Genomic DNA, 24364 nt, shown 5'->3' with positions numbered 1-24364 from the left:
TTCTGTCTGCTCCTAGCGTGCCGGGATCATGTTGTGGAAAGCCGTGATCAGCCATTCGCCGTCGCGGCGCTCGACCACCGCCTGGGCGTGCGTGTCGGTGGTGCCGCCGTTCGGCGTGTGCACTGTGGACGCCACGTGCACCACGGCCACGTCGTCGGTGATGAACCGGATGTTGTGCACCTCGGCCGTGAGTTTCGTGTCGCGGTACCGGGTCTGGAACAGGGCTCCATGGTTGGCCGCAACCGTTTGCCGGCCGTGCTGCTGTTCGCCCCGCACGTTCACGAACTCCGCGTCCGGCGCGAAGACGCCGGCGAACCGCTCGCCGTCGCCCGCCGCCCAGCCTTCGGCCATTCGTTGCCACAGAGCCTTGATCTCGTCGCTCATGCCGCCTCCGCCTTCACACTCATGCGTATCGGCAGCAGTTCGCCGCTCGGGTTCCACGCCTCGACGTTGTAGCTGGTCAGGCCGTTGACCTGTTCCAGGTAGCAGATGATGTTGACCGGCCAGCCCGCCTCCGCGAACACGTGCTCGTCCATCGCCGTCGGCCGCGAGGACAGCGCGCAGGCCCGTTCCTCTTCCTTGCGCGTGATGCGGTGCCAGTCCGGGTGCATGTGGATCGAGCCGAGGATGTCCATTCCCGTCCGCTCCGCCTCGCGGTTGATGCGCAGCAGGTCGGCCGGGTCCAGCCAGTAACCGCGATCGGTGTTCTCGTACGCGCTGCCGAACCTCGGCACGATGGTCGTCGCGAACTCCTCGATCGCCGCTCCGGCCGTCGTCCTCGCGTTCGCGCCGAAGGCCAGTCGGCGCACGTGCATCGCCGCGGGCGTGGACTTCCCCAGCAGCACGGCAAAACACGGCAGTGGATGTTCGGGCGTGAGCCTCTCGTACACCGGCAGGGCGGTGTCCAGGAACTGCTCGACGACCCGCGGGCAGACCACCACGGCAGGGGTGTGATGACTGGGCATGCGGATGTTTCTCTTCCTCCGGATTCCTGGGTGCACCGAGGATGCCGCATGTTCCGGCCGTATTACTTCAGAGTTCGGTCAGAATCGTTCGCGATCAAACGACTGGGCTCAAACGGTTGACATTTAAACAAGCTGCGTGCGGCCTTGATCCCCCGATCGGCCCAGTCGATGCCGTCGATCCGGGCAGTCGCTCGGCAAGCGCCTTCCACCCGGGCCCTCGCGCTCTTCCCTCCCGGCCGTCCGCTCAATCCATCCGCCGCACCGCCACCGCCGCCCTCAGCATCGGCAGATCCGTCGGCCGCGTCGGGTCCAGTCCCGTGAGCCGGCCGATCCTCCGCAACCGGTTGTCCACGGTGTTCGCGTGCACCCCCAACGCCTTCGCCGTCGCGTTGCGCCGCAGTCCGGCATCCAGGTAGGCGTCGAGGGTGTGCAGGAGATCCTCGTCCACCGGGTCGAGGGTCGCCCTGAGCCGAGCCGTCGCCTCCGTCGGCCTGGTCAGCTGATACTCCAGCAGCACGTCGGTGAGCCGGTAGATGCCCGGCTCCTGGCGGGTTTTCGTCGCCACCTCAAGCACTTCCCGCGCCAGCCGCACCGCCCTCGGCACCTCCGCCGGCGTTGCCTCCTCCATCGCCACGGTGACCTTCGCGCCGGCCGCCTTGGTGATCCGCGCGTGCAGCCGTTCGTCCCCGGCCGTTGCCAGCAGGGCGATGCCGCCGGTCGGGCTCAGCGCCGTCAGCACGTCGTGCCCCTGCCGCTCCAGCTCCTGCCTGACCCGGAGGACCTTCCGGCGGCCGGCCATCACGTGGTCGACGCCTTCATGCAGCTCATCCGGGTGCGGGTCGATGGCCAGCGCCGCCACCACGTACCGCTCCGGCAGCCTGATCCCCGCCCTCAGGGCCGCGTCCGTCGCGTCGCCTCCGTCGGTCAGCGCCGCCAGCAGGGCACCCCTCGCCGCCTGCGTCTCCCCCGCCGTGCTCGCCCGATGCTCCAGGAAACCGGCCGCGATCGCCTGGTGCACCACGTGTTGAAAGGTCAGCACCGCCCCGAAGAAATCGATCACCTCCGGCATAGCGGCCTTCTCCAGCTCCGGCCGCAGATGCGTGACGCACTCCTGGAGCCCGAGCAGATACGCGTCGAGGATCGCCTCCATCGGGATGCCCTCCTCCCCGCGGGCGATCGCCGACTCCCTCGCCTGCGCCACCAGCTCGGCCGCCGGCATTCCCCCTTCGGGCAGCGCCTCGACAAAGCCCCGCAGCACGCGCTCCGTCATCGGCCGGACGTCGCTCGTCAGCGCCTCCGCCGGCATCGACCCATACGTCGGCAGCCGCTCCACCAGCCGCGCCAGCACCCGATCCACCAGCGCCGGCACGTGCACACCGTCGAGCATCGCGCCTCCACAGTTGTGACCCGTCACAAGCATCATGCCGGCGAACTGGGTGGATTCGCAGTACGCTGCCGCCCTGACCTGGCGGAGGATTGTGACAACTGCCAACCGGGAGGGACATCGTGGCCTTCGGCGACTTCCAGTACGAGATCTACTTCGGCGGGCTGCGCGGGGTGCAGCCGTCATTGCCGATGGTCTTCGAGGAGCTGGAGGCTCGGGCCGCGAAGGCCCTGTCGCCGTCGCTGCTGTCGTACGTCGCCGGCGGGGCGGGGGACGAGCACACGCAGCGTTCGAACGTGTCGGCCTTCGCCAAGTGGGGCCTGATGCCCCGGATGTTCGTCGGCGCCACGGAACGCGACCTGTCCGTGTCGATGTTCGGGCTGACGCTGCCGTCCCCCCTGTTCATGGCGCCGATCGGCGTTCTCGGGCTGTGCGCGCAGGACAGCCACGGCGACCTGGCCGGCGCCGAGGCCGCCGCCAGGACCGGCGTGCCGCTGATCGTGTCCACGTTGACCGAGGACCCGCTGGAGGACATCGCCCCGCGGCTCGGCGACACCCCCGGCTTCTTCCAGCTCTACACCCCCACCGACCGCGAGCTGGCCGAAAGCCTCGTGCACCGGGCCGAGACCGCCGGGTACAAGGCCATCGTCGTCACACTGGACACGTGGATCCCCGGCTGGCGACCCCGGGACCTCTCCACCGGCAACTTCCCCCAGCTGCGGGGACGGTGCCTGGCCAACTACACCTCCGACCCCGTCTTCCGGGCTCGGCTCGGCAAGGACCCCGCCGAGGACGTCGCGGCGACCGTCGGCCTGTGGGCCCAGCTCTTCGGCAACCCTCTGACCTGGGACGACCTGCCGTGGCTGCGCTCCATCACGTCGCTGCCGCTGATCGTCAAGGGCATCCAGCACCCCGACGACGCCCGCCGGGCCCGCGACGGTGGCGTCGACGGCATCTACTGCTCCAACCACGGCGGCCGCCAGGCCAACGGCGGCATCCCCGCCTTGGACTGCCTGCCCGCCGTTGTCGCCGCGGCCGACGGCATCCCCGTGCTCTTCGACTCCGGCGTCCGCTCCGGCACCGACGTCGTCAAGGCCCTCGCCCTCGGCGCCACCGCGGTAGGCGTCGGCCGGCCGTACGCGTACGGCATGGCCTTGGCCGGCGCCGACGGCGTCGTCCACGTCCTACGCTCCCTGCTGGCCGAGGCCGACCTCCTCATGGCCGTCGACGGCTACCCCACCCTGGCCGACCTCACCCCCGACTCGCTCCGCCGCACTGCCTGAACCCGCATTTCGGTATGACGGTAGGCGGGACTCGCGGGGGACTACGCCAAGCAGAAATCCGCCGGCACACGTCTGCGCCCCTGGACGAAACCCCAGGCGCGCGCCTCCAGCTTTGCCAAAGCCGTTGGCGCGCGTCTGCTCAGTCCTTGGCGGAACCGTTGGTGGGCGGCTCGTCGGTCTTGCCGGAGCCATTGGCCGGAGGCTCGCCGGCGGTGGACTCGCCGGCCCGCGAGGAGCCATTGGCCGGCGGCTCCCCGGCCTTGGCCGAACCACCGGCGGACGGCGCGTCCGTCGAACCACCAGCGGGCGGCGCGTCCGTCGAAGCGTCCGGGCCATCCGGGGCGTCCTCGGAAGTCGAGGGGTTGGGCCGCGCGAACCGCGACCAGACCTTGCCGGCGGCCTCGGAGATCACGCCGCCGACCTCGTTGAGCACCTTGGCCAGCGGATCGGTGGTCTCCACGAAGGCGTCGCGGTAGGAGCGGGCCGCCGACTTCACGTCCTCGGTCCACTGGTTCTGCGGGTCGTCGCCCCGGTCGGGATAGGTGCCGCCGAGAATGTCCCGGTACTCCTCGCCGGCGGCCCACTTCTGCAGCTCGGCGGCCCGCACGACGGCGAGGGGGTGGCTCAGGTCGATCACGTTCATCAGCTTGAGCACGCTGTCCCGCACGTCACCCTCGGCCTCGTACTCCCGGGCCTGGGCGAGGAAGGCCTCGGTGTCCACAGCGGACGGATCGACGGCGCCGGCCATCATGATGTGGGTGCGCAGGGCGACGGTCGGGTCCTGCACGCACAGCAGCCCGGCGCGGTCGGCGGACAGCTCGGCCTTGCGGTACCACTCCTTGAGCGCGGCGATGATGGCCCGCAGGCCCCAGTAGCCGACAGGCATCCACGCCAAGCTGGTGAGCAGGCGGAGCAGCCGCTCAAGCATGGTCCGGTACAGCGCGTGACCGGACAGGGCGTGCCCGACCTCGTGCCCGATGACGAACCGCAACCCGTCGGTGTCCAACGCCTCGACCAGGCCCGTGGTCATGACGATGAACGGCTGGTCGAGACCGATCGTCATGGCGTTCTGGACGGGGCTGCGCGTGATGTAGAGCTCCGGCGCCGGGTCGACGTCGAGGATCTCGGCGCACTCGTTGCGGATCGCGTCCAGCTCCGGGTACTGGCGGGGGCCGACGCGAATGGAGGAGGACAGGGACATGAGCCGCTCGCCCCGCTCGGCGAACGCGCCGCTGACGGCGCGCAGCACCTGGGCGAAGCCCGGCACGGATCGCAGCGTGGTCAACGCGCCACGGTCCGCCGGGTGTTCGTACGCCCGCGGGCTGATGCCCGGGAACCGCACCCGACCCTCGCTGAGGGCAACACCACCGGTCGAATCGTCCGCAGAAGTCACTCCTCCACAGTAACCACGCCCACGGGCGGCCGCGGCCGAATCGGGGTGATCGTTAGGATCGGGGCATGCGGATTTGCGTTTTCTGTGGTTCCTCCGACGGCGGCGAGACCTACCTGGAGGCGGCCAGGACGGTCGGTCGCACGTTGGCCGAGCGCGGCATCGGCGTGGTGTACGGCGGCGCCAAGGTTGGCACGATGGGCGCAGTGGCCGACGGCGCGCTGGCGGCCGGCGGCGAGGTCATCGGCGTGATCCCGGAGAGCCTGGTCAACTGGGAGGTCGCCCACCAGGGCCTCACCGAGCAGCACATCGTCGACGGCCTGCACGCCCGCAAGGCGCTCATGGCCGAGCTGTCCGACGGCTTCATCGCCCTGCCCGGCGGCGTCGGCACGATGGAGGAGCTGTTCGAGGTGTGGACGTGGGCCCAGCTCGGTCTGCACTCGAAGCCCGTCGGCCTGCTCGACGTGAACGGCTTCTACGACCACCTGCTGCGCTTCACCGACACCATGGTGGAGGAGGGTTTCCTGCGCAAGCCGTACCGGGACGTGCTGCTCGTGGACGCCGACCTGCCGGCGCTGCTCGACCAGTTCGCCGCGTACCGGCCGCCGACCTACAAGCGGTCGAAGGAAAGCTGAGCAACCGGGTGACATGAGGTAATTCGCCGCCCGGCGGCTGCGACAATCGGTGACGGGAGGTGCGTCACCATGAACACCCCTGAACCGAACGCCGCCGCGCCGAACAACTCCGCGTCAACCAACGCCGCGCCAATCGAGACCGGGCCGAACAACGCCTGGCCCCACGACGCTGCGCTCCCGTTGACCTCCGTCCGTCCCTACTTCTCCGTCGTGGTTCTCGAGGGCGAGGATTTCGCGGCCCTCACCGACTTCCTGCTCACGTCCGGCCGCGGCGATGTCGTGGCCCGGCACCAGGCCGAGGATCTGCTGGCCTTCGTGCGCCGCCGCGAGGACCCACCGACCTGGGCGGGACCCGATGCGGGCTATGTCGACGTCACCCATCAGCTCACGATTGTGTTGCGGCGTGGCGGTTTTCTCGTCGTCTGCACGGACCGGCCCACCCAGGAGCGGCTGCAGACCTGGCTGGACCGCCAGCGTTCACTGCGGCGCTACCCGTCCGAGGTGTTGGAGAGCGCGCTCATCCGTGGCGAGGTGAAAAACCTGTGGTTACGGGGAATTCACCGGCGCAGCAGCGTCAAGGCCGACGGCAAGGTCCTCAGCGGCAGCAGCGTCGAGCAGACGCTCAGCCCGCACGAGGACGGCTCCTACGTCGCCGGCTCCGCTCGCGCCGCGCTGCCGTCACGGCCGGATCTCCTGCTGCTCAAGGGAAACGCCGGGACAACTCCGCGTAACGCCTTGGTGTGGCTGAGCACAAGGGCCGACTTCGAGACCTTCACGGCGATGGCCACCGAGCTGCTCGACCTCCTCGAGGAGGCGAGGGCCGACGGCGCCGAACGCCCGGACTTCCTCACCATGCTGGCCAGCCCCGCCGACATCGCCGACGTGCGCGACGCCTTCGAGGTGATCATCGAGGACCCCGACACCCTGCCGCCGGGCTCGCTCAGCGACGAGCTGCGCGACCTGGCACTGTCCGTACGGGACACTCCTCCTTCCGTCACGGGTTTCCCCGACTCCGCCTCGTTCGTGCTCGACGGCACCGTCGAGGTCACCCCCGAACTCGCCGGCGACAAGGTCCGCCTGGACGGCGACTCCCCCATCCTCGACACCGACCTGCTCACCGTGTACTACCAGTCGGGGCACTCCTACAGCCGCGGCCGGTTCTGGCAGGCACGCGCCCCCGAGTACCCCTTTCGCAACTGGCGCTTCGAGGACTTCCACGGCTGGGACATCCGCCGCGAGAAGCCCCGCGCCGACTCGCCGCAGAAGATCCACGACAACATCGGCAGCGACAACTCGCTGTTCGACTGGGTCGCCCGGCACTACGGCCACGGCTGGCTGATCTGTGACGACGGCCCCGGCGAGGTGGCCGACTTCCTGCACATCGACGCCGCCCGCACCCTCAGCCTGATCCACGTCAAGTCGGCCAACAGCCACTCCCGCCTCCGCGACGTCTCGGCCGCCGCGTACGAGGTGGTGGTCAGCCAGGCCGTCAAGAACCTCATCTATGTCAGTCGCGGCCACCTCCGTCCCCAGCTCTCCCGGCCACCCGTCCGCCGGCCCGCGTCCTGGATCGACGGCCAGCGCGTCCGCGGCCGCCGTGACTTCCTGCGCCAGCTCGACGCCCGCGTCGCCACCGACGACATGCGGGTCGTCATCCTGCAACCGCACGTCAGCCAGCGCACCTACGACTGCCTCCGCGGCCCGGCCGGGCGCGGCTCCCCCGAGCTCATGCGGCTGTACCTGCTGGAGTCCATGCTCAACTCCGCACGCCAGTCCGCCACCGGGCTCAACGCCGACCTGGAGGTCATCGCCAGCAAGGAGTGACCGGCTGGACCGAGGCCCCGCGGACAGCCCTGGACCTTCGCCCGCCGCCGATCTCGGCCAGGACCCTCAGGTCGTCGCGCTGGAGTTCGGCGACGCCTGGACGCACTGACCGGCCAGTCGCCACGTGCGTAGCCGGTCGGCGGCGGAGCGCATGCCGGACTGGATGAGGACGACGTCGGTGGCGCCGGCGTCGAAGTAGCGGCGGATCCCGGCGGCGACCTCGGCCTCGGAGCCGATGAGGGCGAGGTCGGCGGGATGATCGACGCCCTCGGCGTCGAGGATCTGGCGGTAGGAAGGAATGTCGCCGTAGTAGCCGAGGTTCGCGGCGGCGACGGCGCGGACGGCATCGACGTCGTCGGTGACGACGGCGGGCACGGCGGCGACGATGCGCGGCTCGAAGGAGCCGTCGAAGGCGGGCACGATGAGGCGTTCGATGGCGCGCGGCCCGGCCAGGAACGGAATGGTGCCGTCGGCGAACTCGGCTGTGGCGCGCAGGGTCTGCGGAGCCATGGCGGCGACCAACAGCTGCACGCCATCGCCGCCGGCCACGGCGGTGGGCAGCGGCGGCCGGGCGATGAGGGAGGAGCCGGCGAAGGAGACCTGCTCGCCGTCGAGGGCCTGGTTGAGCACCTCCAACGACTCCCGCAGCAGCCGAATGGGCGGCGGATACTCCAGCCCGTACGCGGGTTCGAGCAGGCCCCGCACCCCGAGCCCGACGCCCAGGGTGAAGCGACCGTCGGTGGCGGCCTGCGCGGTCTGCGCCAGGGAGGCGATCACCAACGGGTGCCGCGAGTAGAGCGGCACGACGGCGGTGCCGACTTCGATGCCGGGCACTTCCCGCCCGGCCAGGGCGGCGAGGCTGATGGCGTCGTGGTCGAACAGCTGGGTGAACCACACGGATGTCAGCCCGGCGGTCGAGGCCTCCCGCGTCTGTGCGATCAGCTCGTCGACAATGTTCTTGGCGTGCAGGGCATCCCCGGCCGGCAGCACGGCTCCGATGGTCATGGTATCCTCCTCAGCCGGCGAGTTCGGCGTGGCGCAGGTGCGGGGTGGTGGCCCAGTCGACGACGGCCAGAGAGCGCTCGGCCAGCTCCTGCCAGCCGATCTCGCCGAGCCGGTCGAACATGCCCAGGGCCAGCCCGATCCGGGCGGAAGCCTCGGCGTAGCGGTGTTCCCGCAGGTCGAGCTCGCCGAGCAGGTACTGCATGGCGGCCTCGCCGAGCCGGTCGCCGATGCGCAGCGCCGCCCGCAAAGCGCATTCGTTGCTGTCGCGCCAATCACCGAACATCCGTTGGGCCCCGGCCAGGTCCGCGATGGCGACGGCGAGATTCCAGCAGTGCTCCACGGCGTCAACCGAAGCGGCGTGGCGCACGGTGTCGAGCAGGGCGGCGCGTTCCTGCCCGTACCAGCCGGTCGGGTCAGCCAGCGCGGCCGTCTCCACCGGCCACCGGGAGGCATCGCCGCGCGTGCCGAAGCCCTGCCGTAACCGGGCCTCGTCGGCCAGTGCGAGCCATGCGCCGAACAGGCGGGACAGGTAACCGTCATTGTCCTGCACGGCAAGGAGTTCACGGGCATGGATCCGCGCCAGCTTGTGCAGACGATAGCGGGTGCCGACGCCGGAGCCAGTGACATCCACCAGCCGGGCGTCGACGAGACCCTCCAGAGCGTCGGCGGCGGTCACGGTGTCCAGGTCGAGCAGCGGGGCTGCCACCCAGGACGCGAAGCTGGCGGTTTCCAGAGAGCCCAACCGGGCGAACAACTTCCGCGAAGCCTCGGACAAGGCCGGAAACCCCCGCTGGAAACTGGCCCGCACCTGCGGGTCGAGGTCGTCGCGAAGCCGGGCGACCAGATGCGCGAAGGTCCAATGTGGACGGGCCGCGAGCATCGACGCCGCACGGCTCAAGGCGAGTTGCAGACCGCCGCAGAGGTCGACGACCTGGCCGGCCTCGGCCATCTCGGCCCACACGCGATCCCGACCGACCATGGCCGACAGCAGCTCGATGCCGTCCTGCCCGCGCAGCACATCCAGCTCGAACACCGAGGAACCCGGCAGCTGGGCGATCCGCGCCCGAGTGGTCATGATCAGGCGACTCGACTCGGCACAAGGCACCAGGGAACGGATCTGGGCCAGATCATCCACGTCCTCGACGATGGTCAGCACACGCCGGTCGGCGATGGCGCTGCGGTACAGGGCCGCCCGGCCCTCGACGTCGGCCGGAATGGCGGTGAAGCCCAGGGCCAGCAGGAACCGTTCGAGCACGTCGGCCAGGTTCTCGGTCATGCGGGCGTACAGCTGCCCGTCCGGGAACTGCTTGGCCAACGAGTGCGCGGCCTCAACGGCCACAGTGGACTTTCCGACGCCGCCACGCCCGGTGATCACGGCCACCAACGGGCCCTGATCATCGGTCAGCTGCGCCCGGAGGGCCATCAGCACCGCGCCGTTGCCGGTGAAGTACGGCACCCGCGCCGGCAGCATCCGCGGCACCGAACCCGTCGAAGCGGTGGGCTTCGACGGCGGCTCGGCGTGGCCGTTGAGGATGTCCTGGTGCAGTCGGCGCAGCTCATCGCCCGGTTCGAGGCCCAGTTCGTCCACAAAGGTCTGCCGCACGGCGCGGTACGCGGCCAGCGCCTCCACGCGGCGGCCGCAGCGGTGCAGGGCGGTCATCAGCTGGCCGACGAAGCGCTCCCGCAGCGGGAACTCCTCGACCATGGTCGAGATTTCGCCGACGATCTCGTTGTGCAGGCCCAGTTGCAGCTCGGCGTCGAAGCAGTCCTCGAACGCCTCCACCCGCCGCTCGGCAATGCGCACCTGGTTGGCTCGCACGGTGCCGCTGTCGACGCCCGTCAGCGGCTCCCCGCGCCACAACGCCAACGCGGATCGGAACGCCTCCCGCGCGGCGTCGGGCTTGGCCGCGGCCAGCTCGGCCCGGCCCCGGCTGACCAGGTCCTCGAAGACGTGCAGATCGAGCTCGGCAGGGGCCAGTTCGATCGTGTATCCCAGGCCGCGCACCCGGATCCGCTCGCCGACGCCTGCGGTCACGAACAGCCGGCGCAGCGCGGAGATGCTGGTCTGGATCTGCGCCCGGGCGGTGGCCGGCGGTGTGCCGCCCCACAGCGCGTCGAGCAGGCTTTCCAGCGGCACCACCCGATTGGCGTTGAGCAGCAGCATGGCCAGCACCACCTGCTGGCGGCGCGCGGTGACTCGGGCGGACCGGACCTGGAGCAGCCCGAGCATCCGGAAACTTGGCGTCATCGTCTCCACTTGGACTCCCCCAGAACGTGTGCCGTGCCGCCGACGAGCACCTCGCGCGGCGGCGGATGGCCGAGGAACGCGGTCGGGCTGGCGGTCAGCCCGTACGCCCCGGCCTGGAAGATCGCGATCAGGTCGCCGACCTCGGCTCGGGCCAGCTCGACCTTGTCCCCCAACAGGTCGAGCGGGGTGCAGAGGCAGCCGACGACGGTGACGGTCTCCACAGTGGACTCCGAGGTGGCGACCGTGAGCGGATAGTTGCGCCGGATCTTCTGCCCGAAGTTGCCGGACGCGGCGAGCTGGTGGTGCAGACCGCCGTCCACGACCAGGAAAGTGGTGCCCCGCGAGTGCTTGCGGTCCACCACCCGGGTCACGTAGACGCCGGCCTCGCCGACCAGGTAGCGGCCGAGCTCAATCACCACGCGCGCGTCCAGCTGGCGCAACGAGGTGTCGACCAGCTTGGCCAGGTTCTCCCCGATCGGCGCGAGGTCGAGGTCGCTGTCGCGGGCCGAGTACGGGATCCCGAAGCCACCGCCCAGGTTGACGTACCGAACGGGCGAAGGCGCGAGAGAGGCCAGCCGCAACACGAGGTCGACCGTCGCCCGCTGGGCCTCGCAGATGCTGTCGGCGCGCAGGTTCTGCGAGCCGGCGAACACGTGGAAGCCGTAGAAGTCCAGGTCACCGAGCTGCGCCAGCACGGCCGGCACCTGCTCGGCGTCGATGCCGAACTGCTGCGCGCCGCCGCCGAGCGTCATGCCGGCGCCGCGCACCGAGAAGTCGGGGTTCACGCGCAGCGCCACCCGGGCCCGAATGCCCAGCCGTGAGCTGACGTCCTGCACCCGGCGCAGCTCGGTGATCGACTCCAGCTCGACGGTCACGCCGGCCGCGACGGCCTGGTGCAGCTCATCGGTGGTCTTGCCGGGGCCCGCGAAGCTGATCCGGTCGGCCGGCATGGTGGTGTCCAGGGCCCGTTGCAGCTCGCCGGCGGAGGCGACGTCGAAGCCGTCCACCTCGCCGCTCATGTGGTGCAGCACGGCGGGCATCGGGTTGGCCTTCACCGCGTAGCTCAGCGCGATCTCCGCCGGCAGCGCGGCCCGCAGCGCGGCGACCCGGCCGCTGAGCAGGTCACGGTCGTACGCGAAGAAGGGCGTGCCGCCGACGCGGGCCGCCAGCCGGTCCACCGGCATGCCGCCCACGGTCAGCACACCGTCCACCCGGGGGAACGTGTTCGACATGGCACCCCTCGATCGCTTGCCGACTCAACTTCCGATCGAGACTGTGTCAAGCGGGGGCCTCCACCCACATGGGTAGCCCCTACCCATATTCGCCGGGCGGGTAGGGGCGCCCCCAGGGGACCCACCGGTGTCCACTAGTTGCCGGCCTTTTCCGGCCTCCGCCGCCGCCTTGTCCCGGCCGTTGCGGGCAACGCACGATCGGCAGCGAATTTCCCCTCTCGTGACGGCGGTGAGCGAATGACTGGCATGGCTGCGAACGAGCCGATCGCCGTGGTCGGAATCGCGTGCCGGCTGCCGGGGGCGGCCGACCCCGAGCAGTTCTGGCGGCTGCTGGACGCCGGCGTCGACGCGATCACCGAGCCACCGAACGGCCGTTGGCCTGGTGCGACCGAATTCCGACGCGGCGGTTTCGTCGCGGATGTGGACCGTTTCGACGCCGCCTTCTTCGGCATTTCGCCGAACGAGGCCGCGGCCATGGATCCGCAGCAGCGGCTGGTGCTGGAACTGTCGTGGGAGGCGTTGGAAAACGCCCGGATCGCGCCGGATTCGCTGCGCGGCGAGGCCGCCGGCGTGGTCATCGGGGCCATCAACGGGGACTACGCGCTCGTGCACTCGAAACTGGGGGCCGGCCCCCATTCGCTCACCGGCACCCATCGCAGCCTCATCGCCAACCGGGTGTCCTACCTGCTCGGGCTGACCGGGCCGAGCCTGGCCGTGGACAGCGGGCAGTCGTCGTCGCTGGTCGCCGTGCAGAGCGCGTGTGAGCAGCTGCGCCGCGGGTCGTGCACGGTGGCCCTGGCCGGCGGCGTCAACCTGAATCTGCTGGCCGAGACCACGGAGGCGATCGCCGAGTTCGGCGCGCTGTCCCCCGACGGCCGCTGCCACACCTTCGACGCCCGCGCCAATGGGTACGTGCGTGGCGAGGGTGGCGCCGTCATCGTGCTGAAGCCCCTGTCCGCCGTGTCTGACGGCGATCGGGTGCACGCCGTGATCCTCGGCGGCGCCGTCAACAACGATGGCGGCGGGGAGGGGCTCACCGTCCCCCACGGTGCAGCCCAGCAGGAGGTCATTCGTCTCGCCCACGCCGCCGCCGGGGTTTCGCCGGCCGAGGTCGGGTATGTGGAGCTGCACGGCACCGGCACCCGCGTCGGCGACCCGATCGAGGCTCACGCCCTGGGCACCGCGCTGCACGCCGATCGCACGCTGCTGGTCGGCTCCGTGAAGACCAACATCGGACATCTTGAGGGCGCGTCCGGGATTGCCGGGCTGCTCAAGGTGATCCTCAGCGTGCGGCACGGCGTGTTGCCAGCCAGCCTGAACTTCGAGACGCCGAATCCGGACATCCCGTTCGGGGAGCTGAACCTGGATGTGGTGCGGGAGAAGCTGTCCTGGCCGGACGGCCGCCGGGTCGCGGGTGTGAGCTCGTTCGGGGTGGGCGGGACCAACTGCCACCTGGTGGTGGCGGAGGGGCCTCGCGAGGAGGCGCCGGCCTTCGAGCTCGGCGGTCCCCTCGTCATCACCGCGCGCTCCCCGCAAGCCCTTCAGGCCCAGGCGCAAACGCTTCCGTCGACGATGGACGCCAACGTCGCCTACTCGCTCCTGCACACGCGGACCCAGTTCGAGCACCGCACGGTCGTCCTCAATCGAGAAGATGCCGTGACGGGCAAGGTTTCGCCGGGCTCGACCGCGTTCGTCTTCCCGGGCCAGGGCGGCCAGTGGGCGGCGATGGCACAGGGGCTGCTGGATGAGCCGGTGTTCGCCGACAAGCTCGCGGAGTGCTCGGAAGCGCTGAAGCCGTTCGTGGACTTCGATGTGCTGGAGGTTCTGCGGAACGGCGGCGATCTCAGCCGGGTGGACGTGGTGCAGCCGGCACTGTGGGCAGTGATGGTGTCGCTGGCCGAGGTGTGGCGGGCCAACGGCGTCACCCCGGCTGTGGTGCTCGGGCACTCCCAGGGCGAAGTGGCTGCGGCCACGGCGATCGGGGCGTTGTCGCTGGCCGACGGGGCACGGGTGATCGCCCTGCGGAGCAAGATCGCGGGACGGCTGACCGGTGGCGGGCTGATGTCCGTCGGGGCGTCGGCCGAGTCGCTGACGCTCCCGCCCGGTGTGACGATCGCGGCGGTGAACGGGCCGAGGTCCGTCGTCCTGGCCGGGCCGGCCGAGGAATTGGCCGGGTTGCAGGAGCGGCTGGTCGACGTCCGGATGAAGATCGTGCCGGCCGCCTACGCCTCCCACTCCCCCGCGGTCGACGAGCTCCGCGAGGAGCTGCTGCCCCTGCTCGCGGACGTCCGTCCACAAGCGACGGATGTCACGTTCATCTCCACCGTCACAGGCGAGCCCCTGGACACCCGCGAGCTGGACGCCGACTACTGGTTCGCCAACTTGCGGCAGCCTGTTCGATTCATCGACGCGACCAGAAGGGCACTCAACGACGGCGTCGGCCGGTTCATCGAGTGCAGCCCGCATCCGTTGCTGCTCACCAGCATCGACGAGACGGCGGACGAGGCCGGCCGCGAGGTGGCGGTGATCGGCACGCTGCGCCGTGATGAAGGCAGCGCCGACCGAATCCGCCATGCGCTGGCCGAGGCCTACGTCGCCGGCGCGCCGGTGGACTGGAAGATCACCGGCCGCAAGGTGGACCTGCCGACGTACCGGTTCCAGCGGGAACGCCACTGGTACGGCGAGACGGCCGCGGCGCAAACGGTTGCGCCGACCGGTGACGTGCGGGAGATGGTCCTCGCCGCCACCGCACAGGTTTTGGGACACAAGGACGCGACGGCGATCGACGCCACGCGCCCGTTCAAGGAACTCGGGTTCGACTCGAACTCGCTGATGCGACTGCGCGCCCTGCTCTCGGCACAGAGCGGGCGCAAGCTGCCGACCTCGCTGCTCTACGACTATCCGTCCCCTCAGCGGCTGGTCGAGGCACTGCGCACGAGCGGCGAGCCGGCACAGGTCGCACCTCAGCGGGTTCCGGCGCCGGCACAAGCGCCAGGGTCGGACCCGGTCGCCGTGATCGCGATGGGCTGCCGCTACCCCGGCGGGGCCAATTCGCCGGAGGAGTTCTGGCGGCTCATCGCATCCGGTGCCGATGCCGTCACGCCGCTGCCGTCCAACCGCGGCTGGGATCTGGACGCGTTGTTCGACGGCGCGTGCGTGACGCGCAACGGCGGTTTCCTGCACGAAGCCGACACTTTCGACGCCGCCTTCTTCGGACTGAGCCCCCGCGAGGCCCTGGCCATGGAGCCGCAGCAGCGGCTCATGCTGGAGGTCTCCTGGGAGGCGATCGAACGAGGCGGTCTGGACCCGGCCGACCTGCGCGGCTCGTCGACCGGGGTCTTCGTCGGCGCGATGGCCATGGACTACGGCCCGCGCCTGCACCAACCGACCGGTGTCGTCGACGGTCACCTGATGACCGGCACCGCGCTGAGCGTCGCCTCCGGCCGCATCGCCTACACCTTCGGTCTCACCGGGCCGGCGCTGACGATCGACACCGCCTGCTCGTCCTCGCTGGTGGCGATCCAGCTGGCCGTGGAGTCGTTGCGGCGCGGGGAATGCTCGCTGGCGCTGGCCGGCGGCGCGACGCTGATGGCCAACCCCGGCAACCTCGTCGAGTTCACCCGCCAGAACGGCCTCTCGGTCGACGGCCGGGCCAAGGCCTTCGCCGACAACGCCGACGGAACGTCCTTTTCGGAGGGTGCCGGCGTCCTGCTGCTGGAGCGGCTGTCCGACGCCGAGCGCAACGGGCACCAGGTGCTGGCCGTGATCCGCGGCATCGCCGTCAACCAGGACGGCGCCAGCAACGGCCTCACCGCGCCCAACGGCCTGGCCCAGCAGCAGGTGATCGGCAAGGCGCTGGCCGACGCCGATCTGTCCGCTGCGGACATTGACGCGGTCGAGGCCCACGGCACCGGCACGGCCCTCGGCGACCCGATCGAGGCCAACGCCATTCTCGCCACCTACGGCCAGAACCGGCCCGCCGACCGGCCGGTGTGGCTCGGCTCGGTGAAGTCCAACATCGGTCACGCCCAGGCCGCCGCCGGTGTCGCCGGCGTGATCAAGATGGTGATGGCCATGCGGCACGGCGTGTTGCCGCGGACCCTGCACGTCGACCGGCCGACGTCCAAAGTGGAGTGGGAATCGGGCAACGGCCGCGTGCTGACCGAGTCCGTGCCGTGGCCGGCCGGTCCCCGCCGCGCGGCGGTGTCCAGTTTCGGCATCTCCGGCACGAACGCGCACATCATCGTGGAAGGCGTCGACACAACCGAGCCCACGCCCGGCGACGGTCCGCTGCTCTGGGTCTTCTCCGCCCGCAGTGAGAAGTCGCTGCGTCGGCAGGGTGGTCGGCTGGCGGCATTCGCCGAGGCCGGCGACCTCCACGCGGCGGCCAAAGTGCTGGCCCGCAAGCCGTCCTTCGCTCATCGGGCGGTGGTTGTCGCCTCCTCCCGTGACGAGCTGCGCGAGGCCCTCCAGGCTCTTGCCGACGGCGAACCGCATCCGGCGCTCGTCACCGGCGAGGCGACCCGTGAAGTGACACCGGTGTTCGTCTTCCCTGGTCAGGGCGCGCAGTGGGTCGGTATGGCAGTGGAACTGCTCCGCGAGAACGAGACCTTCGCCGAGGAGCTGCGCCGCTGCGATGAGGCCCTGCGACCGCACACGGGCTGGTCGGTGATCGACGTCCTGACGCAGGGCGAGCCGACCCTCGACGGCACCGACGTGGTGCAGCCGGTGCTGTGGGCACTGATGGTGTCGCTGGCCAAGCTGTGGCGGTCGATCGGTGTCGAGCCGGCGGCGGTCGTCGGCCACTCGCAGGGGGAAATCGCCGGCGCAGCCGTGGCGGGGGCGTTGACGCTCAACGACGCCGCCAAGATCAGCGCCCTCCGCGGGCAGATCGTCGGGGCCCTGGACGGCACGGGCGGCGTGCTGGCGGTGGGACTGCCGGCGGACGACGTCCGCGAACGGATCGCGCCGTGGCCAGGGAAGTTGTGGGTGGCGGTGGACAACGGCCCGTCGGCCACGGTGATCGCCGGCGACCTGGAGGCCATCGACGAGTTCGTTGCCGCACAGGGCGAAGACGTGCAGCTCCGGCGCACGCCCGTCGCCTATGCGGCCCACACTCCGCATGTCGAGGCGGTCAAGGACGAGTTGCTGCGGCAGATCGGGGCCATCGAGCCCGCCGAGGCGACGATCAAGATCTGCTCCACCTGTCGCGGGGACTTCATCCCGGGCACGGCGATGACCCCCGACTACTGGTACCGCAACCTGTCCGAGCCGGTCAGCTTCGACACGGCCGTGCGGAAGTTCCGCGAGCGGCCGCTGTTCATCGAGGTCAGCCCGCATCCGATCCTGGCCGGCGCGGTGCGGGAGATCCTGACCGACGAAGGCGTGGACGGCACGGCCGTAGGCACGTTGCGGCGCAACGAGGGCGGCCAGCACCAGTTCCTGATCGCCGCCGCGACCGCGTACACGCAGGGCGCGCCGGTGGACTGGCCGAAGATCGTCGGGCCGGTGACGTCGCACGTCGACGTGCCCACCTACGCCTTCGACCGGCAGCGATTCTGGCTGCACACCACCGAAGGCGGTGGCCACCCGCTGCTCGGCGACGCCGTGCCGGTGGCCGACACCGGCGGCCGTCTGTTGACCGGCAAGATCTCGCGTCATAGCGCGCCCTGGGTTGCCGATCACGCCGTCAACGGCACGGTCCTGTTGCCCGGCACGGCCTTCGTCGACCTGGCGCTGACCGCGGCTGACGGCGACCAGATCGAGGACCTGACCCTGCACGCCCCGCTCATCCTGCCAGCCACCGGCGCCGTGCAGCTCCAGGTCACGGTCGGCGGTGAGGACCACGGCCGGCGCTCACTGGCCATCCACTCCCGCACCGACGACGACTGGATCAAGCACGCCTCCGGCTTCCTGAGCGACGCCCCCCGCATCGCCGGCCGCCTCGACGCATGGCCCGTCGGCACGCCGATCGACCTCACCGACGCCTACGACCGGCTCGCGACCAGCGGTTACGAGTACGGGCCGGCGTTCCAGGGCCTGCGGAACGCCTGGCGCCACGGCGATGACTACCTGGTCGAGGTGGCGGTCCCGGACGCCGGCGACTTCACCGTGCACCCAGCGTTGCTGGATGCCGCCCTGCACATCCTGGTGCTCGATGCCGACGAGTTGCAGCTGCCGTTCTCCTGGTCCGGGGTCTGGTTCGAGGGCCGCGGCGTCGACCGGATCCGCGTGCGGCTGAGCAACGGATCCCTGGCCATCTATGACGAAACCGGCGCGCAGATCGGTGGCGTCGAGTTGTTGACCCTGGCCCCGGCTCCGAAGGGTGGCGTCACCACGGCCGAGCTGTACCGGATCGACTGGGTGGACGCCGAACCTGCCGGTCAGGCCTCGCTGACCATCGCCCAGCCGGGCGACCTGAAGGGCGTGCTGGCGCAGGTGCAGCAGTGGGTGGAGAAGGACACCGACGAGCGACTGGTGTTCCTGGCCAATCCGTCCACCTTGGACGGTGGCCAGATCTGGGGACTGGTCCGTTCGGCGCAGTCGGAGCACCCGAACAGGTTTGTGCTGGCCGACTGCGCCGAGGACGAGATCCCGACCACCGACGAGCCGCAGTTCGCGGTCCGCGACGGCAAGTTCCTGGTGCCACGGGTCGTTCGGCACGTCAACACCGAGCCCACAATGGACCTCGGTGACGGCACCATTCTGATCACCGGCGGCAACAGCGGTCTCGGCGCTCTGGTCGCCCAGCACCTGGTCTCGAAGGGCATAACGGACCTGTTACGAGTGTCCCGAAGCGGCGGCCCCGACGGGGTGGCCTGCGACGTCTCGGACCGCGTCCAACTGACGGAGCTGATCAAGGGCCGTCGCATCACGGCGGTGATCCACGCGGCCGGCGTCCTCGATGACGCCACCGTCGCGGAGCTGACGCCGGAGAAGCTGGACGCGGTGCTCCGGCCCAAGGCCGAGGCGGCCTGGCTGCTGCACGAGTTGCTGCCGGACCTCAAGGCGTTCGTGCTGTTCTCCTCGGTCGCCGGCGTGCTCGGCAACCCCGGCCAGGGCAACTACGCCGCCGCGAACGGATATCTCGACGCGCTGGCCATGCACCGGCGGCGTCTGGGACTGCCGGCGACGTCGATCGCCTGGGGCCTGTGGTCGCTGCCGACCGCGATGACCGCACACGTCAACAAGGTCGCGTGGGTGGCGTCGCTGAGCGTGCGGCAGGGCATGGACATGTTCGACGCGGCGATCGGCTCTCCGCACGCCCAGCTCATCGCCGCCCGCTGGAACCGTGAAGGTGACGAGGTTCCGCCCGTGCTGCGCGCTCTGTTCAAGCCGCGTCGGGTCGTCACGGTTGAGGCCTCGCCCACGCGGTTCGACACCGAGTCGATCTTCCGGCTGGTCCGGGACAACGTCGCGGTGGCGCTGGGACACCGGTCCGGCGCGACCGTAGACCCGGACAAGCCGCTCAAGGAGCAGGGGCTCGATTCGCTGACGTCGGTCGAGCTGCGCAACAAGCTCGGCGCGGCAACGGGTCTGCGGCTGCCGGCGTCGCTGGTGTTCAACCATCCGACGGTGACCAGGCTGGCCGCGTACCTGGCCGGCGAGCTGGCCCCGGCCGAGCCGGCGCCCGAGGACCTGCTGCGCGAGGCGCTCGGCCGGATCGATCCGTCCACTCTGGACGACGAGCACCGCGACCGGCTGGCCGCCGTGCTCCAGGAGACGCTGCGCATCCTGTCCCCCGACGCTCCCGGCCTTGATCTGTCCTCCGACGAGGAGATCTTCGCCTTCATCGACACTCAGCTGTGAAAGGGAAACCCATGGCCGGCGAGGACAGGCTCCGCGAGTATCTCAAGCGGGCGACGGTCGACCTGGCGAACGCGCGCCGCCGGCTGGCGGAGGCCGACGCGAGGGAGCACGAGCCCGTCGCCGTGATCGGCATGTCATGCCGTTTCCCGGACGCGCCGGACGTGGCGTCGTACTGGGACATGCTGCGCGAGGGCCGGGCGGCGGAGATCACCGACTTCCCGCGCGGGCGGTTCGACCACGACCCGGCCGCCGAGGACAACACCCTGTACCAGCCCAAAACCGGGGCCTTCCTGCCCGATGTCGCCGGCTGGGACGCCGAGTTCTTCGGCTTCCCGCCGCGTGAGGCGCTGCGCATGGATCCGCAGCAGCGGCTGCTGATGGAGCTGGCGTGGGAGGCGATGGAGGACGCCGGCACGCCCCCGAAAACGCTTGCGGGCAGCCGAACCGGTGTGCTGCTGGGGTTCTCCGACGCGTTCCAATATGGACAGTTGGAGCACGACCGCGAGGGCATCGACGTCTACACCGACCCGTACATGGGCCAGGGCAGCCTCGGCAGCGTCGTCGCCGGCCGCATCGCCTACCACTTCGACCTGCACGGGCCCACGTTCTCCCTCGACACCGCCTGCTCGTCCTCGCTGGTCGCCGTGCACCTGGCGGTGCAGGCCCTGCGCAACAACGAGTGCGACTACGTGCTGGTCGGCGGCGGATATCTGGCCCTGCACGAGTTCCTGTACATCTACAGCTGCTCCAACGCCCTGCTGGCCGACCGTTGCAACACCTTCGACGCCGGCGCCAACGGCTACATGATGGGCGAGGGCGGCGGCATGGTGCTGCTGACCCGCCTGTCCGACGCCGAGCGCAAGGGTCATCGTGTCCGGGCGGTCATCCGCGGCACCGCCGTGAACCAGGACGGCCGCAGCAACGGCCTCACGGCCCCGAACCGCAGCGCCCAGGTCGACGTGATCCGCCGGGCCCACGCGGCGGCCCAGGTGAAGGCCGAGGACGTGGCTTTCGTCGAGGCGCACGGCTCGGGAACCTCGCTCGGGGATGAGATCGAACTCGGGGCGCTGAACGACGTGTTCGGGCGGCGCGGAACGCCGCAGACGGCGGGAGCAAGTGGCGCGACCGGGCTCGATGGCCGGGCCGGGGGCGATGGCATGACCGGGGCGGTGAAGCCGCTGCTGGTCGGGGCGGTCAAGACCAACGTCGGCCACACGCACACCGCCGCCGGCATCGCCGGCCTGATCAAGACGGTCCTCGTGCTGGAGAACGGGGTCGTCCCGCCCAACCTCAACATGTCCGAGCCGGCCGAGGCCGTGGTGGCCAGCAACACCGTGCGACCTGCGACGGCGCTGACCGAGCTGCCGGACGGCGCGATCGCCGGGGTCAGCTCCTTCGGCTGGTCGGGCACCAACGCCCACGTCATCCTCGAAACCACCCCGAAACCGGCCCCGACCGCCGCCGTCGGACCGGAGCTGCTGCCGGTTTCCGGCGGCTCGGAGAACGCTCTCCGAGACCAGTTCAAGGCGCTGAGCAGCGCAAATACCGAGCTCGGCGACCTGGCCCACACCCTTCAGGTCGGCCGCACGCATCACGAGTACCGCCGGGCCGTTGTGGCCACCGACACCGCCGACGCCCGGGCCCGGTTCGGCACGGCCGAGCCGGCAGTCAAGGCGGGACACGAGAAGCCGAAGGTGGCCTTCCTGCTGCCCGGTGTCGGAGACCAGTACCGAGGGCTCGGGAAAGCGCTCTACCAGCACGAACCGGTGTTCGCGGCGGCGGTGGACGAATGCCTGCAGATCGCCGCCGACCGCTGCGGCGTGGACCTCCGCGAGATGTTCTTCGCCGAGCCGCCGGCCGAGGTGCAGGTGCCCTCGCTGTTCGGCGGCGGCCCCTCCGACGACGTGATGGACCACGCGGAGATCGCGCACCCGTTCCTGTTCACCGTCGAGTACGCGCTGGCCAAGCTCCTGGACCACCGCGGCATCAAGCCCGACCTGCTGGTCGGCTACAGCCTGGGCGAGTACGTGGCGGCCTGCATCGCGGGCGTCTTCACGCTGTCGGACGCGCTCTGGGTCGTCACCGAACGGGCACGGCTGATCGAGTCGGCGCCGGCCGGGCGGATGCTCGCGGCGGCGGCCGGCCCGGAGCAGCTCGGCGACCTGCCGGTGGACATCGCGGCGTTGAACGGCCCGCAGATGACCGTCCTCAGTGGATCCCCGAGCGACATCGAGAAGGTCTCGCAGCAGTTGCGGGCCAACGGGATCGCCAACCGGACGCTGCGCAGCGCGCACCCCTTCCACTCCACGCTGCTGCAGCCGATGCAGGACAAGCTGGCGGCGCTGATCGCCACCGTCGAGCGCAACGCCCCCAGCATCACGATCATCTCGAACGCCACCGGCGTCGAGTTGACCGCGGGGCAGGCCACGGATCCCCAGTACTGGGCCGATCACCTGTGCCGGCCGGTCCGCTTCGCCGAGAGCGTCCAGAACTTCGCCGCCGACGCGTACGTGGAGCTCGGCCCCGGCCAAACCCTCGGCGGCCTGGTGCGTCAGAACATCACCACCCGCCCGACGATCCTCGGCACGCTGCCGGCACCGTGGCCGGCGGTGGACCGGCCGGAGGAGAACGTCAGCGTCCTGGAGACGTGCGGCCGGCTATGGGAGATCGGCGTCGACCTGAACTGGGCGGCGTTCGACGGGGGCGGCCGACTCGCCGAGCTGCCGCCCTACCCGTTCCAGCGCACGCGCTTCTGGCCGCAGGCCAAGGAAAAGACATCGACAACATCGAACGGCCTGCTCTACAGCCCGATCTGGCGCACCGATCTCACCCGTCCCGAGCCGGCCGAGCTCGCCGGCACGCTGATCGTGTTCGCCGACGACGCCGGCATCGGCGGCCGGCTCGCGGACATCGCCGAGGCGGCCGGCATGCGGGTCGTCGAGGTCGCGCCGGGCACCGGCCGTCGACGGGACGGCCGGCGCGTGGTGATCGACCCGACGGTTCCCGAGCTGTACCGGGAAATCCTCGCCGCCGACGGCCCGGTGCAGGTCGTGCACCTGTGGAGTCTGCTCGCCGGCTCCCCCGACACCGCCATCGCCCACGGCTTCGACACCCTGCTGCTGGCCGTGCAGGCGCTCGCCGGCACCGCTAAGGAGCACGGCGTCCGCCTGCTGACGGTCAGCGCCGGGTCGTCGGAGATCATCGGCGGCGACACCCCCACCCCGTTTCGGTCGATCGTGCACGGCCTCGGCCGCGGCGTCCGCGCCGAGTACCCGGGCCTGAGCTGGCGCGGCATCGACCTCGCCCCGGACGCGGATCCCTTGGCGGCAGCGAAGAACCTGGCCGAGGAACTCCGCCGTGGGCCGTGGACGTACGAGGACGCGGCCGCCGAGCCGGCCCTGATCGGTTGGCGCAACGGTCGCCGCTGGCTCAAGGGATACACCGAGATCACCCCGTCGGGCGAGCCCGGCTGGGCCGGCGCCTACCTGATCACCGGCGGCACGAAGGGCCTGGGGCTCCGTCTGGCCCGGCACCTCGCGGCCAGCGGCGTCCGCAAGCTGGCCCTGGTCAGCCGGACCGGCGGTGACGTCGAAGGCATCGACGCCGAGGTACTGGTGATCAAGGCCGACGTCGGTGACCCGGACCAGTTCCGCAGTGCCCTGCGGGAAGCCCAGGAGCACTTCGGTCCGCTGGACGGAATCGTGCACGCCGCTGGCGTTCCCGGCAGTGGCCTGGCCCAGCGGCAGACCCTGGACGAGGCGCATGCCGTGCTGGCCCCGAAGATCCGGGCCCTGGAACCGCTCCACGAACTGATCACCTCGGCCACGCCGCCGAAGAAGGTCATCCTCTATTCCTCGGTGTCCACTGTGCTTGGTGGCCTTGGTGAAGGTGACTACTGCGCGGCCAACACCGTGCTCGACGCCTACGGCACGGCACTGGGGTCCACTTCGGACACGCAGGTGATCACGGTGGTCTGGGGGCACTGGCAGTACGACGCCTGGCAGGACGGCAGCGAAGCTGTCGCCGACCGCGCCGCCTACCGCCGGCGCAACGGCTTCAGCGACGCCGCCGGCCTCGCGATGCTGGACAAGATCGTCGGCGGCACCAGCGGCACGGTCGTGGCGATGCGCCAGCAACTGCCGGCGGCGCAACGGGAATGGACGGCGCTGAGCAACCTCGCCGACCTCGTCGAGACGGCGGCTGTGCCGGAGTCGACCCGGTTCCCGAGGCCGCCGCTGCGCACCGACTACGCCCCGCCGCGCACGGACCTGGAGACCACGGTCGCCGAGATCTGGGGTGAGTTCCTCGGCATCGACCGGATCGGCGTGCACGACCCGTTCTTCGACCTCGGCGGCACGTCACTGGTCGGTATGGCCATGGTGGCGGCCATCGAGAAGGTCGTGGGCAAGGCGATCGCGCCGGCCGTGCTGTTCGCACATCCCACGGTGGCCGCGTTCGCCACCGAGCTGACCGCCGATGACCAGGCCAAACCGGCGGTCGGGGTGTCCCGGGGCGAGCGCAGAAGGCGGGCGAGGCAGCGGTGAGAACGGACATGGCGACAGTGAGCAAGAGCCCGGCGAGGCGGCAGC

General features: G+C 70.6%; 12 protein-coding genes. 5 read left to right on the top strand and 7 right to left on the bottom strand.

The genetic code is table 11. The annotated features are described in order from the left end of the window. Nucleotides 1-12: 12 nt before the first annotated feature. From AB0M73_RS18915 to AB0M73_RS18905, 3 genes are all read right to left on the bottom strand, one after another. Nucleotides 13-384, bottom strand: coding sequence for an SgcJ/EcaC family oxidoreductase (locus AB0M73_RS18915; RefSeq protein WP_363891949.1), 372 nt, complete (start codon nt 382-384; stop codon nt 13-15). Continuing rightward, nucleotides 381-965: a hypothetical protein gene (locus AB0M73_RS18910; protein WP_363891947.1), complete on the bottom strand. Its 585-nt coding sequence runs from the start codon at nt 963-965 to the stop codon at nt 381-383. Before AB0M73_RS18910 ends, AB0M73_RS18915 begins: the two co-directional genes overlap by 4 nt. A gap of 244 nt (nt 966-1209) precedes the next feature. Next, nucleotides 1210-2352: a helix-turn-helix domain-containing protein gene (locus AB0M73_RS18905; RefSeq protein ID WP_363891945.1), complete on the bottom strand. Its 1143-nt coding sequence runs from the start codon at nt 2350-2352 to the stop codon at nt 1210-1212. Nucleotides 2353-2468: 116 nt separating this feature from the next. Here AB0M73_RS18905 and AB0M73_RS18900 point away from each other — a divergent pair, with 116 nt between their 5' ends. Further along, nucleotides 2469-3632: an alpha-hydroxy-acid oxidizing protein gene (locus tag AB0M73_RS18900; RefSeq protein WP_363892097.1), complete on the top strand. Its 1164-nt coding sequence runs from the start codon at nt 2469-2471 to the stop codon at nt 3630-3632. Between the two features lie 139 nt (nt 3633-3771). Here AB0M73_RS18900 and AB0M73_RS18895 read toward each other — a convergent pair whose 3' ends face one another. Further along, nucleotides 3772-5025, bottom strand: coding sequence for a M48 family metalloprotease (locus AB0M73_RS18895; protein WP_363891943.1), 1254 nt, complete (start codon nt 5023-5025; stop codon nt 3772-3774). Between the two features lie 65 nt (nt 5026-5090). Between AB0M73_RS18895 and AB0M73_RS18890 the strand changes: the two genes are divergently transcribed. Both AB0M73_RS18890 and AB0M73_RS18885 read left to right on the top strand, forming a co-directional pair. Beyond that, nucleotides 5091-5657, top strand: a complete 567-nt coding sequence (locus tag AB0M73_RS18890; protein WP_363891941.1) for a TIGR00730 family Rossman fold protein — start codon at nt 5091-5093, stop codon at nt 5655-5657. 69 nt (nt 5658-5726) lie between these two features. Continuing rightward, on the top strand, nt 5727-7481 hold the full coding sequence (locus AB0M73_RS18885; protein ID WP_363891939.1) for a hypothetical protein: 1755 nt from the start codon (nt 5727-5729) through the stop codon (nt 7479-7481). Nucleotides 7482-7547: 66 nt separating this feature from the next. On the opposite strand, the gene AB0M73_RS18880 is transcribed toward AB0M73_RS18885, so the two are convergent. The 3 genes from AB0M73_RS18880 to AB0M73_RS18870 are packed head-to-tail and all read right to left on the bottom strand — an operon-like array spanning nt 7548 to nt 11966. Beyond that, nucleotides 7548-8486 (bottom strand): TIGR03564 family F420-dependent LLM class oxidoreductase, encoded by a 939-nt coding sequence (locus tag AB0M73_RS18880; protein ID WP_363891937.1) that lies wholly within the window; start codon nt 8484-8486, stop codon nt 7548-7550. Between the two features lie 10 nt (nt 8487-8496). Continuing rightward, nucleotides 8497-10734: a BTAD domain-containing putative transcriptional regulator gene (locus tag AB0M73_RS18875; RefSeq protein WP_363891935.1), complete on the bottom strand. Its 2238-nt coding sequence runs from the start codon at nt 10732-10734 to the stop codon at nt 8497-8499. Next, the gene (locus AB0M73_RS18870) at nt 10731-11966 is read right to left on the bottom strand and encodes a pyridoxal-dependent decarboxylase, exosortase A system-associated (RefSeq protein WP_363891933.1); all 1236 of its coding nucleotides are present in this window, start codon (nt 11964-11966) and stop codon (nt 10731-10733) included. The genes AB0M73_RS18875 and AB0M73_RS18870 overlap by 4 nt, the downstream gene beginning before the upstream one ends. A 246-nt stretch (nt 11967-12212) precedes the next feature. Between AB0M73_RS18870 and AB0M73_RS18865 the strand changes: the two genes are divergently transcribed. Next, nucleotides 12213-19775 (top strand): type I polyketide synthase, encoded by a 7563-nt coding sequence (locus AB0M73_RS18865; protein ID WP_363891931.1) that lies wholly within the window; start codon nt 12213-12215, stop codon nt 19773-19775. Nucleotides 19776-19786: 11 nt separating this feature from the next. Next, nucleotides 19787-24319 carry an SDR family NAD(P)-dependent oxidoreductase gene (locus tag AB0M73_RS18860; RefSeq protein WP_363891928.1) on the top strand — a complete coding sequence of 1511 codons (4533 nt, stop codon included), beginning with the start codon at nt 19787-19789 and terminating at the stop codon, nt 24317-24319. The last annotated feature ends 45 nt before the right edge of the window (nt 24320-24364 follow it).

It is taken from the genome of Kutzneria sp. NPDC051319 (genome assembly GCF_040682195.1).
Classification (GTDB): Bacteria; Actinomycetota; Actinomycetes; order Mycobacteriales; family Pseudonocardiaceae; genus Kutzneria.
This window is presented reverse-complemented; position numbering and strand designations above follow the sequence as displayed.

Bases quoted from the DNA above. Each gene is read 5' to 3' on its own strand.
- AB0M73_RS18915 (WP_363891949.1), bottom strand. From the start codon at position 384: ATGAGCGACGAGATCAAGGCTCTGTGGCAACGAATGGCCGAAGGCTGG.
- AB0M73_RS18875 (WP_363891935.1), bottom strand. From the start codon at position 10,734: ATGACGCCAAGTTTCCGGATGCTCGGGCTGCTCCAGGTCCGGTCCGCC.
- AB0M73_RS18885 (WP_363891939.1), top strand. From the start codon at position 5,727: ATGAACACCCCTGAACCGAACGCCGCCGCGCCGAACAACTCCGCGTCA.
- AB0M73_RS18890 (WP_363891941.1), top strand. From the start codon at position 5,091: ATGCGGATTTGCGTTTTCTGTGGTTCCTCCGACGGCGGCGAGACCTAC.
- AB0M73_RS18910 (WP_363891947.1), bottom strand. From the start codon at position 965: ATGCCCAGTCATCACACCCCTGCCGTGGTGGTCTGCCCGCGGGTCGTC.
- AB0M73_RS18860 (WP_363891928.1), top strand. From the start codon at position 19,787: ATGGCCGGCGAGGACAGGCTCCGCGAGTATCTCAAGCGGGCGACGGTC.
- AB0M73_RS18880 (WP_363891937.1), bottom strand. From the start codon at position 8,486: ATGACCATCGGAGCCGTGCTGCCGGCCGGGGATGCCCTGCACGCCAAG.
- AB0M73_RS18870 (WP_363891933.1), bottom strand. From the start codon at position 11,966: ATGTCGAACACGTTCCCCCGGGTGGACGGTGTGCTGACCGTGGGCGGC.
- AB0M73_RS18865 (WP_363891931.1), top strand. From the start codon at position 12,213: ATGGCTGCGAACGAGCCGATCGCCGTGGTCGGAATCGCGTGCCGGCTG.
- AB0M73_RS18905 (WP_363891945.1), bottom strand. From the start codon at position 2,352: ATGCTCGACGGTGTGCACGTGCCGGCGCTGGTGGATCGGGTGCTGGCG.